The organism is uncultured Lutibacter sp. (genome assembly GCF_947495725.1).
In the GTDB taxonomy this organism is placed as follows: domain Bacteria; phylum Bacteroidota; class Bacteroidia; order Flavobacteriales; family Flavobacteriaceae; genus Lutibacter.
In genome coordinates this window covers 557,248-572,028 of record NZ_CANLZZ010000002.1, presented here as the reverse complement: position 1 = coordinate 572,028, position 14,781 = coordinate 557,248, and the positions used below count along the sequence as shown (strand labels likewise).

8 protein-coding genes are annotated in these 14,781 nt (G+C 32.6%); all 8 read right to left on the bottom strand.

The window, feature by feature from the left end:
* Positions 1 to 79: 79 nt before the first annotated feature.
* Positions 80 to 2,266, bottom strand: a complete 2,187-nt coding sequence (locus tag Q0776_RS05970) for a BNR-4 repeat-containing protein (RefSeq protein ID WP_298365973.1) — start codon at positions 2,264 to 2,266, stop codon at positions 80 to 82.
* A 110-nt stretch (positions 2,267 to 2,376) separates the two neighbouring features.
* Positions 2,377 to 2,691 (bottom strand): L-rhamnose mutarotase, encoded by a 315-nt coding sequence (gene rhaM, locus Q0776_RS05965; RefSeq protein ID WP_298365971.1) that lies wholly within the window; start codon positions 2,689 to 2,691, stop codon positions 2,377 to 2,379.
* 10 nt (positions 2,692 to 2,701) lie between these two features.
* On the bottom strand, positions 2,702 to 4,456 hold the full coding sequence (locus Q0776_RS05960) for a sulfatase (protein ID WP_298365969.1): 1,755 nt from the start codon (positions 4,454 to 4,456) through the stop codon (positions 2,702 to 2,704).
* Positions 4,457 to 4,497: 41 nt separating this feature from the next.
* Entirely contained in the window at positions 4,498 to 5,892 is a 1,395-nt protein-coding gene (locus Q0776_RS05955; RefSeq protein WP_298365967.1) for a cellulase family glycosylhydrolase, read from the bottom strand.
* A 182-nt stretch (positions 5,893 to 6,074) separates the two neighbouring features.
* Positions 6,075 to 7,505, bottom strand: a complete 1,431-nt coding sequence (locus tag Q0776_RS05950) for a BNR repeat-containing protein (RefSeq protein ID WP_298365965.1) — start codon at positions 7,503 to 7,505, stop codon at positions 6,075 to 6,077.
* 13 nt (positions 7,506 to 7,518) lie between these two features.
* Complete coding sequence (locus tag Q0776_RS05945; protein ID WP_298365962.1) at positions 7,519 to 10,374, bottom strand: alpha-L-rhamnosidase; 2,856 nt, start codon at positions 10,372 to 10,374, stop codon at positions 7,519 to 7,521.
* Between the two features lie 116 nt (positions 10,375 to 10,490).
* Positions 10,491 to 12,797: a hypothetical protein gene (locus Q0776_RS05940; protein ID WP_298365961.1), complete on the bottom strand. Its 2,307-nt coding sequence runs from the start codon at positions 12,795 to 12,797 to the stop codon at positions 10,491 to 10,493.
* A 56-nt stretch (positions 12,798 to 12,853) separates the two neighbouring features.
* Positions 12,854 to 14,767: a hypothetical protein gene (locus tag Q0776_RS05935; RefSeq protein ID WP_298365960.1), complete on the bottom strand. Its 1,914-nt coding sequence runs from the start codon at positions 14,765 to 14,767 to the stop codon at positions 12,854 to 12,856.
* Between the last annotated feature and the right edge of the window lie 14 nt (positions 14,768 to 14,781).

Here is a 14,781-nt window from a genome sequence, read left to right as displayed (position 1 = left end):
TATTGTAATCATAATCGGTAATTTTTGGTATATAAAACGGTGCCTTATTTGAGCAATTAAAACTAAAAATAATTTTCCTTTAATTTTTTATAATTTTAACAAATGTAGGTGTCTTTGAATTTACTTTTACAAAGTAGATACCTTTAGACTTATCTTCTAAATTCAATTGAACCTTACCAGCTTGCACTGTGTAAGTTTTAGAAATTAATAATTGGGAATAAATATTGTAAACTTCTATACCTATTGATTTCTCGACATTTGGAATATACAATTCAAAAAGACCATTTGTAGGATTAGGATATGCTTTAATATTGTTATGTAATTTGATGGTTTTTAGTAGTTCTCCTTGACAAGTTTCCTTACTCTTAATTTGAATAGTATCGCCATGATTCACTTCTATAGAAAAATTTGGCTGATTAGTTTCAAATATTTTCTGTCCGTTTTTAATGAGCGTATAAGGCGCCAATCCAGATTGGACAGAGACTTTTGCAGATTGTTTATTTACACTAATTTTCCCAGTTAATTTTGTTGCTTGTTCTATCGTTACTTCATAACAATGACTGAAATTTTCTCCAACTACGTCAATACATAAATCATAAGTTCCTGGACCTAGACCTTCTATGGTTTTATTTTTATCAAAATCATAGTTAACACCATTAATAGTTGCTACATAATTATGTTTTGCAGTTCCTTTAATAATCAGTTTACCATTATCCATATTAGCACACGTTTCTCCAATAGCCTGAATTGCAAAATTATTAGAACCTTTAGGGTTTGTAGGTACAATATCCAAATCTATAATTTGAAGATACAAGGGTTGTGCATTACCAGATTTTTTCTCCATTAAATAATAATACAGCTTCCCATTATTGATATGAACCCGACCATGATCAAATGTTTTACCAGATGTTGCTTCATAAACTCTAGAAAAACTATTTGTTCCTCCTACTGCCTTATCTACAAAAACACGTCGACTAGTTGTTAAACCAATTATGTAAACATCATCTCCATAAGTATAAATAGAAGTTCCTCCTGCAAAATCTTCTGAAGTAATAAAATCTGTAGCACCAACTGGTTTGTAGGTATGTAAATATTTGGTAATATTATATTGATTATCCTTTACTTTGCTAATAATATGTACATCGCCATTATCTGTAACTGTCCAATCAAAGTCGCTAACAATATAAACTTTATCTATTTGAGTTGTCTGCACATAATCGCCAGGCTCCATTACTTTTACAAAATCAGCGTCATAAAGTGGTAAAGAAAAGCTTTCACCTGAATGGTTTTTCCAATCACTTGTACCATCCTGATTATCAGAATAAGCATAATACACACCATTTTGATATTGGTATTTATCTTCTTTGTTTTCTCTACGCTGAAACCCAACTCTTATTTTTCCATTCACATATTTCATATTCCCATAAAGTCCCCAGTTATGATCTATTTCTGGTTGGTTTTTGGCATTTAAAACATTGAAATGAGTAAAGTTAGACCAAGAAGAAGTATTGGCAGAATATTTAGAAAATTTATAAGCACCATTATTATTTCCACCTTCACGCATATACATGAAAAGATCACCAGCATCATTCAAGAAAAATTGAGGATATGTTAACCCTTGAAAATTAGAGTAGTCCTCACCGCCATTCAAACTTAAATGCTTATAACCTCCTGAACTATTCTTTACGAATTTATCTAAGGTAAAATCAGCATCTGAAACAGTTGTAGCATTTTTAACTGAATAAGAATATCTAAAATAATCATTTGCTAAACTTCCATCTGAAGGTCGTGTTTTGTGATATGCATGCATATCATAAAGCAAATGGATAGTGCCATCTAGAGGGCTTATTGCCAACCCAATAGTGTTATGTGATTCACCTATCCACCATTGGTTATTAAACCCTGTATGTCTATGAGGAAACTCTATAGTTGCCATTGAACCTGTAATTGTATTATAACGTGTTAACATTACATGGCGATCATCTTTTCCACCACGATACCACGTCATAAAAACATAAATACCAAATGTCTTAATACAATCTCCATGGGCTGAAATATTACGGCCGTAAAAATAATCGTAGGGAGTATTTACATCTTGACTACCATTCCCACTTTCAACTTTACTTCCATCAAAATGCAAGCCTATGTCAGTAATTTTAACTTCATCCTCAAGAACTACTTGTGCTGAAATAAAATAAGAACAAAATACAAAAAGTAGAAATAAGTATTCAGCTCTCGAACCTTCTTTAAAGTGTTTTATTTTCATTTTATTAATAAATTTCTTCGCTTTTCATAAAACAATCGATCCTTAAAATTACTCTTACAGCCTGTTAAATGCATCCTGCACTGTGCTGAAAACCAACATTAACCATAGCTTTATTTTAAATAAAACACTTCTTCTAAAGGAATTGAAACTGGTGAATTATCTGGATTTACTTCCATTATATCGGCCATAAAATCCCACCATTTTTTAACGATTTCGTTATTTGCTAAATCTTGAGAACCTCCATTACCTGAAACTTTTTGGAATGCAAAAAGCGTATTGGTTTCTTCATCAAAAAAAATGGAATATTCACTTACTCCATTATCTTTTAATAACTTTTTTAATTCTGGCCAAATCTCATTATGCCTTTTTTTATAAGCTTCTTTTTGACCTTTATTTAATTTCATTTTAAAAGCAAGTCTTTTCATTTATTCTAAATTAATTGTAATTAAACGTTATTATTTCACTTGGTATAAAACCTATTCTATGCGCTCGCACTTCAATAGTAGCTCCTTTTGAAATATTAAATGGTCCTTTATATACACTCCAACTTTTAGATTTTTCACCTTGATACTTCACCTTATAACCTATTGAAGCACCTTCTGTTGCACAATCAATGATTATTTCACCTTTTGAACTAGAAATTATAGGTTTAGCTGTTTTTGGCTTACTATCTTTTCCACTCCAAAGTTGTTTTATCAATTCTAATTCAGTCAATTCTGGATTATCTTTAATCTCATTCAACCATCTATTCATTTCATTTCTAAGCTCAATTAATTTTTTTTTATACTCTGGTTTTTGTGCTAAATTTTCTAGTTCGTATGGATCTGCTTTACAATCAAACAATTCTTCCACAGGTTTCTGATTTCTAAACCATTGCATTTGAATTTCATTTAATTTACCTTCACTACGCAACTTTAATAATTCTTGCATTGTGGGTATTTTTTCTCTGTAAGCAAGTGGTAAATAATACCCTTGTTCTGGTTTATAATTCCTAATATATTTAAATTGATTGTCTCTAACTGCTCTAATGGCATCAGTTACTTCATCAAAACGATCAGCGGCTGCATGGATGTATTTACGTTTTTCTTGAGATGCTAAATCTCCTAAAAAGGCCTGACCCTGCATATACTGTTTTGGTTCAACTTGAGCTAAAGAAAGTAGTGTTGGTGCAAAGTCTACAAAACTAATTAGATCATCTACTTTTTTACCAGCTCCCACTTTATTTGGATAACGAACAATTAATGGCGTATTTAAGCCTGAATCATAAATTAAACGTTTTTCTCTTGGTAAAGGGCCCCCATGGTCTCCATAAAAAAAGATTATTGTATTTTCTAACAACCCATCATCTTCTAACTGCTTTAAAACTACTCCAACTTGTTTATCCATTTCGACAATATTGTTATATAATTTCCACATATCACGATTTGTAACATCGTTATTTGGAAGATATGGCGGAATCTTAAATTTTGTGTCTTTTGATAAATGTTTAGGTGTTTCATCTTCCGTCATTCTATTTTTTGCATCAGGAAGCCCATTTTGTTTCCAAACATAAGTAGTGTCTCCAGCATGATAATGTCTTGTTTCTATTTGACGAAATCCATAGGGTTCAAACAATCCCGACTCATGAGTTTCGGTAAAATTAAAAACTGAAAAGAAAGGTTGATTTTTAGCTCTATTTCTCCAATGTGCATATTTACTACTTTCATCCCAAGCTGTTTTTGGAGCTCTAAATTGATAATCTTCTTTATAATTATTTGTACAATAATAACCTTGTTTACGAAGTAATTCACTTATCATTTTTACTTCTGACGGGGGCACAGCTTCATAAGCGGGTAATCCAGTGTGCTTCATATAAGAATTTGTACGCATATGATTTGCTCCAATACTAGATGGATACATACCCGTTGCAATTGCCGCTCGGCTTGGAGCGCATACTCCTGATGTAGAATATAAATTTGGGTAAATCACCCCTTCATTTGCCAACCTAGTTAAATTAGGCGTTTCAACAGTATTATCTCCAAACGGAGGTATGTAAGGTCCCATATCTTCGGTTACTAACCATAAAATATTTGGTTGCTCTGGCAACTGCATTAAAGATGAAACCTCATTCTCTTTTTGGCTATTTTCCTTTTTTGAATTGCAACCAAAAATTGAAAAAATAATAACTCCTGCCACTAACCATTTATTCATAAATATATTTTTAGTAATTACTTTAATTCACTTTTTTACTATTATTTAAAATTCATTAAGCCTGGAACAATTTTTATATTCAAATCTTCATTTCTAATTGGCCATTTTAACACTATTAATTTTTGACTTTGATTGTCCCAAATAAAATTTGATGGATTTACATCATTTGGGCATTTATAAACCTCAAGTCCTACATTTTTTAACGGGTCATAAAACATTACCAAATCTTCATTAATTAGTATTGAAAATCCATCAGGGTAATGCCTATTGGCTCCAATAAATATTTTAGAAGTTCCTTTGTTATTATCAGCTTTTATTTTTAAATCAAGAGTTCTTGTTGCGTGATTAAATAAAAACGATTGAATATTACCGGCAATACATTGAGGAAAAGGACGGGATATAATATCTGTTATGTATTTACGCTCTACTGTACCTGCAGCTTTTTTATCACTAAATATAGCCCAAGTAGAAGGACCTCCAGGAAGAAAATTTTGCATACTTCTATTTCCTAAAAACCAAGCTTTTATAGACCCAACCCCCATACGGTCAAATGTTTCAGCTGTTTTAATATAAAGCTCTTTGTATTTTAGCTGCCCCAATTTACCATCAATTAAGGTATCTGTCGAAGCAAATGTTGGAAAACCCCATTCTCCAATTAGAATTGGTGCATTAAGCATTTTCGATTCCTTATCAAAACGATCCATTACTGGCTTAATTAAATTAATGTTATTTTGATAAATATGAGGTGCGAAAATGATGTTTTTTCTGTTTATTGGAGTTTTAATTTCAGCATATTGATTATTATCTATAGCTTCACCTTTATTCATAAAAATCGATTGAAAAAGAATCTTCTTATCTGCATTTATCTTTTGACTTTCATCAATAATGTTTTGATACAATGGAATTAGATATTTTTTTGTGAGATCTGTATAAGAAATATCCATTGTCAACTTTCTTGGCTCATTAACAACATCGTACCCTAAAACTGATGAATCGCTAGAAAATCTTTTCCAAATAACTTTCCAAGCATCTATATATGTCTGATATTCATTGTTTTTATTTAACCAAAATTCTTCCCAAACAAATTTATCTACACCATAAACAGTCATTTTAAAAACAGTTTTCATTCCTGAATTTTTGCCCAACCCTACTAAAGTATCTAATTTTAAAAGATAATTTTTATCTAATTTTCCACCAGGGAAACTGCTTAACTTTCCAAGTTCTAATCGAATAACCTGCGTATTTGCGCCCATTCTAACCATTCTCATATAATCATCACTGTCAAAAACCACTTCACCTTTATGATCATTAGTATTGATTACAAAACCTCTTGGAATAACATGACGACCTGATTCATCTCTTAATCCGTGGTTAATTTGCGAATATGTAACTAAAGTTGTTAATGTAAACAACAAAAAAACAGCTTGAAACTTCATTAGTAATATTTATTAAATTCATTGCAAATTAAATATTACTTCATCAAAAAGTGTCCTGTACTGCACTGTTCTTAGATTGAATATTTATAGTTATTTTCAAAACAAGTATTGCTTTCTTTTAATAAATATAAAAAAATGGAATTCACCTAAAACTCTTAAGTTCAACAAGTGCTAATACAAATTTATTTTTTACTTAAATTAAAAGATAAATCGACAACTCTCAAAGAGCTTGGTTGTCTATTATTTTTAGGTTTATCTTGAAGCATTATAGATAAAACACCTTCATTTTTCCAACGGTAAACATCACCCAACATATCATTCATAAATGGCCCTTTTACCGAATGTGCAATATGCCAATCTTGCCAATAATTATTTTTGGTAGCCACAGCTACTATTAAATCTTCACCATCAGCTTTGCTACTTTTACCTTTTATTGTTTTATCGGTTGTACCACAATAAATTATAATAAGGTTGTCATTTTTATCCGCAAAAATTTTAGGACGATTACCAACCGCCATAGGTAACTGTAAACTATTCCATTTACCATTCTCTTCTCTCCAATAATGAAAATATCGCTGCGCAGCACTTGGTCCCCACCGGCTTGCTCCCAATGTGCTTCCTGCTGCTTCAATTGTTTCTTTAGTGCCATGATACATAACTACATGTATGCGCCCTTTTGAATCAATAACCTGTCCATGATCATTCATTAAACCTAATACTCTTGGAATGGATTGTACAACAATACCAGATGAATTAACATTTGGGATTTCCTCTAACAATTCCCCTTCATTATTCTTCCATGTAAATCCACGATCATCGCTATAAACATACATTAAATCGTGATTAGCACCCTGGCTATTTTCACGCCAAACAAAAGTTAAATGCAACCTTCCATTAGCATCATAATCGTAGCCATTTGGATAAGAGCAACGCGACTCACTTTTTCCTAACTGATCTTTAAACATCCCTAACGCTGAATCTATTTGCCGTGTATTTTCCCATTTCCCAGTTTTAGAATTGTAGTCTACCAACATACGATCTCCATTACCTGAACCTCCTCTACGGTAATTCATTTGAAGATTACCTTCAGGAGTTTGCCAAAATTTTGGGTAGGTTATTTTAATAGGTTTACTTTCTTCCAATTCATTTTTAATTGAACCAAATGAAGCTGAGCTCCATTCAATAGTTTCTGGATTAGTTGCTAAACCTTTTTTTGAAACTCGATAATGTAAAGGATGCCCATGGTGGTCAAATGCTAGGTGAATAGTTCCGTCATTTGGGCAAATACCAAATGATACTATATTATGTGAATCGTCACTATTAAATTTATAATCTAAAAATTGAATGGTTCTCCAATCTCCTAAAGGAAGTTTTCTTCTTGAAATACATACTCGTCGGTTCTCATTATAATATGCAATATATTGATAACCTTTATGTGATGCCAATGCATCTTTTTGATAAGTTCGTCCATTTATTGCAATTCCAAATTTACCTTTAATAGTTAATGCTTTAAAATCTACGGTTGAAATACTTTCTTGCTTGATTTTAATCTGTGAATTTACACAAGCAGTTAACAGTATAAAAGAGCAACACAAAAAAAGTATCTTTTTCATTATTTAAATGTTTTTATTTTACATATTGAATTTCATATACTCCTGAACCTAATATAACTGTATAGTCATCTTTAATTTTTAATTCAGTACTCTCGTTATCTTCATTAACTGGCTGCCCGTTTATTTTTAAGGATTTAAATTCATCAACATTCAACAATACATGACCTTTAGTATTAAATGGAACTGTTAGTTTCATTGTTAAAACGGCATCTTTAATAGTCCAAGAATTTTTAATTTCACCATAAGGTGTTGGTATTGTTACATCTGTATTAGTTATTTGAGTTGGAAATTCTGGGTTTATTGTAAACTCTTTGTATCCCACTTCTGCCTTTGTTGATTTTATCCCTCCTAAAGATTCATAAAAATACGCAGCAAACCCACTATGCATTGGATGGTTTAGTGAATTTGTTGGCCCTTCCATTTTCTCCCATTCAAATTGACGCTCTGGCCAAGTTGTAAATCCTGAATTCATTACATAGGTTTGACTTGGAAATTCTGGTGTAGTTAATATTTGATACGCTAAATCTGCTTTTCCATATTTACTTAAAACAGTATAAATATATCTATTCCCGTGAATTCCTGTTGAATGATGACCTCCTTTTACTTCTGTAATATCATATACCAAACCATCTACAACGCTAACCAACTCATTTTCAGGAACCATACCAAACTGTAACGCCTGCACTGTTGCTGTTTGACTTGCGTACCATTTATACTTAGTAGTTGGAATTTCAATTAAATATTTTTTATTGAATGCTTCTTTTAATTCTTGTTTCTCCTTTTTCATTTGATCTTCATATGCAGTATCCTTATTCATTTTGGCAAAAGTTTGCATAATACCTAAAACATCATAAAAATAAGCATTTGCAGAAATTATTGGATCGCATTCCATAGCACTAGGGTTTTTTCTTCTGTCCCATTTAGGTGGACACCAATCTCCCATACCATCTTGCATAATACCATTTTCATCTTTAAACGAAAGATAGAAATTTGTTAACTCTTTCATTTCTTTATAATAGTCTTTTACAATGGTATCATCTCCATAATATAGGTAATTGTACCATGGTAAATACATAGTTGCAACACCCCAATCTATTTTGGCATAGGTTGATGTACGCTTTCCTGGAGCAATCATAGTTGGAACTTGAAATTTAACTTCAGGATTATTATGTCCTTTTGTAGGTCGCATTTGTGTACGTATGTCCTCCATATATTTTCTGTAAAAATCGTACATGTCATAATTATACAAAGCATATTCACAAAATGCATGCGCATCGCCTAACCAACCACATTTTTCACGATGTGGACAATCTTCTGGAATTCCGTGAATATTATCTACAATGGTCCATTTGCTAATTGTATGCATTTTATTCAGCAATTCACTAGAAGAATTAAAACTTCCCGTTTCTTGAATATCAGTAGCAACCAATACAGCTTTTATCATATCGCTATCTGGTTTTCTCGAAACCCCTTTTATTTTAGCATACCTAAAACCGTGATAGCTAAATTTTGGTTCCCAAGATTCTTTTTCACTTCCTTTACAGATGTACTTAAAAATTTGTGCCATGCCATTGGCTCCTCCACCTGTAGAACCTTGAAAGACATCTTTTCCATTAGTTAATAATGTCTCTGTCGTTGTAATTTCAATTAGTTGTCCTTCTTTTTCTTGAACATTTATTTTTACCCAGCCTGCAATATTTTGTCCAAAATCCACTATCCAATTTCCATCGGGAGCTTTAAATACATTTTGAGGTTCAAACTCCTTCAATTTTTTAATAGCAGGAATTTGTTGTGCGCTTACTTTTTTCAATTTTGGATTTGTAATTTTAACTTTACCCCATTTTTCATCATTAAAACCTACAGAATTCCACGCTCCTAACTCATATCTTGCATCATAAGTATCACCTCCATAAATATTATTAAACACAATTGGCCCCGTAGCTTCTTTCCAGTTTTCATCTGTATAAAAATCTGATGAAGTACCATCAGTATAATTTAATTTCACCATACAACGTACGGCTGGTGATCCGTAAGACACTCCTTTTTTATTCGATTCTGGATCTCGGCTCCAAGAAATATTTTGCCCATAAAATCCATTTCCTAATATAATTCCAAAGGCATTTTTTCCAGATTTTATTTGTTCAGTAATATTATAATTTACGTAATAAGCTTGTTTATCATAATTTGAAGGAGCTGGATCCAAAACGTGATCTCCTACTTTTTGTCCATTCAAATACAATTCATAATAACCTAAACCACAAATATATACTTGTGCATATTCAACATCTTTATCAAGTTCTACTTCATTTCTAAAATAACTAGCGGCAAAACCATCAACTATCATTGGCTTTTCCATTTTACCCGTTTTATAATCTCTAAAACGATGCTCTGAAGTTCTTGTATCTTTATTTAGCGTAATCCATTTTGAGGCTCCCCAATTAGCCTCACTCATTAATCCCATTTCAAATTGCTGAATATTAGACCAATTTGAAACATTTCCTTGTTCATCCCAAACCTTCACTTTCCAATAATAAGTTTGTAATGCTTGTAATGATGCCCCTTTAAATTTTACAAAAGTAGATTCAGCGCTATTTACTTTCTTTGAATTCCATAAATCAGCATCATTTTCGTTTAATTTATTTTTTGAAGATGCTACTAAAATCTGAAATGCAGATTGTGATTTATTAAAACCCTTAGCTTCTATAACCCAAGAAAAAAAAGGTTGATCACTTTCAATAGATGTTGGATTTTGTTTTGAATTAACAGTTAAAGATCTAAAATTTAATCCTTTTGCTGGTAATTCTTTTTGAGTACAGGATACATTACATATAACTAATAGTAGTATAATTGAAAGCTTGATTTTATTCATATTTAAAAGCTAATTAAATTCTTCTTAACATTTTCAAAGTTAATTTTAAACCCAATAATTACTATCCTGTAGTATTAGGTTTATTTGTTTTAAACCCTTTATTCTTTTTTAAATTTTTAATCTATTATCTCCAAATTATCAAATAAATTAACATTATACGAGCTTCCCAATAAAACATACCCTGATCTACTTTGGTGATTAACCTTTAAAATGAAATTTTCATCTACATAGGCTTGAATTTCTTTACTTCTAAATTGAAGTTTTATATTGTGCCAAATTCCACCATCAAAACCATCAATGTTTCCTTCTGCCAACGTTTTTTTATCAAAGACAAGTTTCCATTCTCCATTTTTTTCGAGTATAAAGCGATACCCTTTCAAATAACTACCTTTAACTCTACCTCCTAATTCCACATTACCGCCTTCAATAAAAACATCAACACTACAGGTAAAATCCTTCCAATTTACATCACCAACCAAAGTATTAGGTTTTATGTTTGAACGTCTGTAAATACGCATCCAGTCGTACCCTTGTTCGGTATTAATTTGTTTTAAACAGTTTGTTCCATCTTCTTTTTTGGCAATTTCAAAACTCCCTGTTTGGTCTGAATGATATTTAGGTAAATCTCCTGCTTTTCTATCTTCATAATCTTCACTATAAGGAAAAGGAAAAGCTGTTTCATTAGGAATTTCATAATGTCCTTTTTGCTGACCTGTAGTTGTGGTCAATGAGTAAATACATTTAGGATCAAGATTTATTACAAACTTTCCTTTTATAGGGAGAATACATTCTTGCTGAACAAACTGATTATTCTCATCAGATTTCCAAACTGAAACCATTTTATCTGACAAGCCTTTTTCAATCTTAATCGCTAGGGTCTCAGCCTCCTCTGTACAAATAATCATACTCCAATTATCGCTGTTTTTTTCTTTTAAAGTAACACAACTTCCTTTGTAAGTTGCAGCATCAAACAAGCCACAAGCTTTATCCAAATAGTTCCATTTATTCGGTTCTGCAAATTGTGTGGTATGCGCCGTTGCCCAAATGGTAGGCCATACTTCATAATAACCACTCCAAGGACTGTTAGCCTTCATAGCACCTGCCTTATCCCAAGTAACCGATTCGTATATTGAGCCAATAGGTGCCCAAATGAGGGTTTTGGTAATTTTATCGCGTATATAAAACTTGTTGTACAAACGTGCTAGATTGAGTGCCCCTGCTCCACCCCAATCTTTGCCAGTCCAGCTCCAATCTTCACTAGCCCAAAGTGGTTTGCCTGATGCTTTAGCCTTGTCAGTTGTTGGGCGTCCTCTGCCATCTACCATATTTTCATTAAATTCTCGACCTGTCACATAATGATAGCCAGCAGCTTCAATTACCTTATCAAATTCTGGGTCTTTTTCGAGTTCTTCAAAAATTTGCCAATCGCCACTGTTATCATCTGGCCCTTGAATTTTCACATTTTTGTACCCACGGGCATCCAATAGTGGGCGCACTTCATTCACCAACCAATCGCGGTCGGTATAGTTTTCGTTTTCGGCTGCAGCTACCCAATCAATATCCAAATTCCAATCGCGTTTTGCCACATCTAAAAATGAAACGAAATATTCAGCTGATTCTTTGGTGTAAATATTCGGTTTCAAATAGCCTGGAAAACTCCATGGCAGGTATTCCAAAATCAAGTCTTTATTTCGGTTTTTAGCTTCTCGCATTAGCCAAAATTCGTACCCTCTAGACACTGGATTTTTTAATTCTTCTCTAGAAATAGCATGCGAGGGTTCAGAGCCACAAGTAGAATTTTCTCCACCACCCATTTCTACTTTTAGATGCTGAAAACCAGCTCCAAACTTGGGTTTAAATAATATATCTAAAATTTGACTTTGGTAAGGATCTTTATAATCGTACAGTAAATCAGTAGAAGCTCCAGCACTAACGCCTCCAATACCTTCAAAAACTCGACCTTTATCTTTTGGATTTAAAAATATTTGCACAACGCCTTCCTTTTGTTCAAAAATACGAGGTTCAAATGTTTTTTTTGAATTGACAATTTCACCCATCTCAAACCAGGCTGGCTCACTGTGTTTAACCCCTCTATTATTACCCCATACACTAACTTGCCAATATACCTTTTGCCCTGACTTTAATGGTTTTCCTAAGTAGAGATAAGGTCCTGTTTCAGAATTACTGGTTGGTCCTGTATCCCAAATGTCAGGATACTTCAATTTTTCAATACTTGTGGCCATCATAATTCGAAAACCTCCTTGTTCAGAACTGGTTTTATCACCAACAAAAGTCCAGCTAAAACTTGGATGCGTTTTGGTAATTCCTGTAGGATTTGTTTTAGACTCACATTTTAAATCTTTTACTTCAATAGCATAAGCTACAGAACAGAAACACAAAAAGAACGTTACAATTAATCTCATATCATTTTTTTAATTCATTGTTTATTAATTAGATTAATGCGTTTTAAATACTTAAACTAGCTCACAGTTACTGTAATTATCAACTCTTTACTTTTATCGAAAAAAATTTCAATAGGCACTGCCTCAACTCCAGGAACCATATTAAATGTTCTGCTTCCGGGTATTTCCTTTATATTTAAAGGGACATTTGCTTTAATTGTTACCAAACCTTCTAGTTTTTGAATAGAAATTTCATTTTCATTTTTAAAAGTTACCACTTCACCTGTTGGCGAAACAATTGGAAGAACAAATGCTGTAGCTTCGTTAATTTGCTGATCCGTTTTTACCGTTATTTTCATTTCTTCAGCAGCACAGTTATAGTCAATTTCAAAATCTGACGCCGTTTCAGTTACAGCTTCACGCGCTTCATTTTTAATAACTGTATTTGTTACTAACTGAATTTTACCATTAGAATCAGAAGATTTTATACTTGCTTCTAAATCAAATAAATTAGTGTACCATACATTATTCTTAAAAGTTTCAATTCTAGGTGTTAACGCAATATCCTTACCTGGTTGTGGTTGTTGATTGTTCTTTTCAACCAATTGATATACGGCCATACTTGCTGCACATAACAATCCTACTTTATTATGATACAACACTCCTAAAGCTCCACCCGTTGCCTGACGGAAATCGTATTCATAATGATACTCTGAATCATAGGCACTAACTGTCCCTCTCCAATCACCCCGCGCAAAAAGTGAAACATCTAAATCTTTAAAATGTTTTACTCCATCTGCTGTTGTTCTTGGCAATGCTGTATTTTTATTAATTTCAGGTAAATGATTCCAGTGATCTAACATTGCTGCTAGTGGTTTTGCATGTGCAAATGTATGATGTACACAAGGTTTAACACCATGAGATTCAAAATGAGGCCCTCCATGTAATAATCCGCTAGCAGTACATTCTTTTAATAATTCGGTATTTTTAACTGCGGCTGTTCCAAAAGCAGGATTGATGTGCGCCATCATACCAAAAGCAGGCTGACTACCATCACAAGTACGGCTTCCCCAATAACTCCATTTATATTGGCGAGTACCCCAACTGTTATCCCAAGCTCCATCTGGTAACATAAACTCTAAATGGCTATTTAACGATTTTGTTACAATTTGTAATAACTCATCATCTTTCTCTTTTAATGCATACATAACCAAACTGTTTAATGTTTCTTCAACATTATAACCAAGATCTACACCGTGTAATCCTTTTTTACTTAATTTACTTGAGCTTTTTTTACATTCACCAAATAATAACCCCTCGTTTTCTGTGAAATAAGATTTCACACCTTCTGCCAACTCTTTACTTTTTTCAACAAGTGCATTGTTTTTCAATACGTTTCCAATTAAATTTAAGCCATAAATTGCCGTTCCTCCGTAATTGATATTGGTAAAATCTATTGTAAACGTATTATAAATATATTGTCCAGCTCTTTCTAAACGCTTTGTCCACGCTTTACGAGTTTCTTTATTTAAAACATGACCGTGATAATGTAAACCTTCTGCCAATGCAATTGCTCCAAATACTGTAATTCCTTTCCAAGATTTTGGGTTTGGTATAACTGTCCAAGTACCATTTTCTTGAGACACATTATTTTCTGCCCATTCCATTACTAATATAGCCCCATCGATATATTTTTGCTCACCAGTAACATCTGCCATATATAAAAAAGGATAAACAGCATCCATACATCTACCATGAATATGCGAACAAGATGGGCAATCTAACGCACCGTGTTCTTCTAAATTAGATGGATTTATTATTTGAACCCTTAACATACCATCGCACCAATCTTTTAAAAGATTATACGTTAAATTTTTAAATTCTACGGAATGTTCTGGATGGTTAGCACATGAATTTAACAAGCCTGAAATAGGAAGCGATAATCCTACTCCTGCTAATGTTGATAATTGTATGAAATTTCTTCTTTTCATAATAAATATTAAGT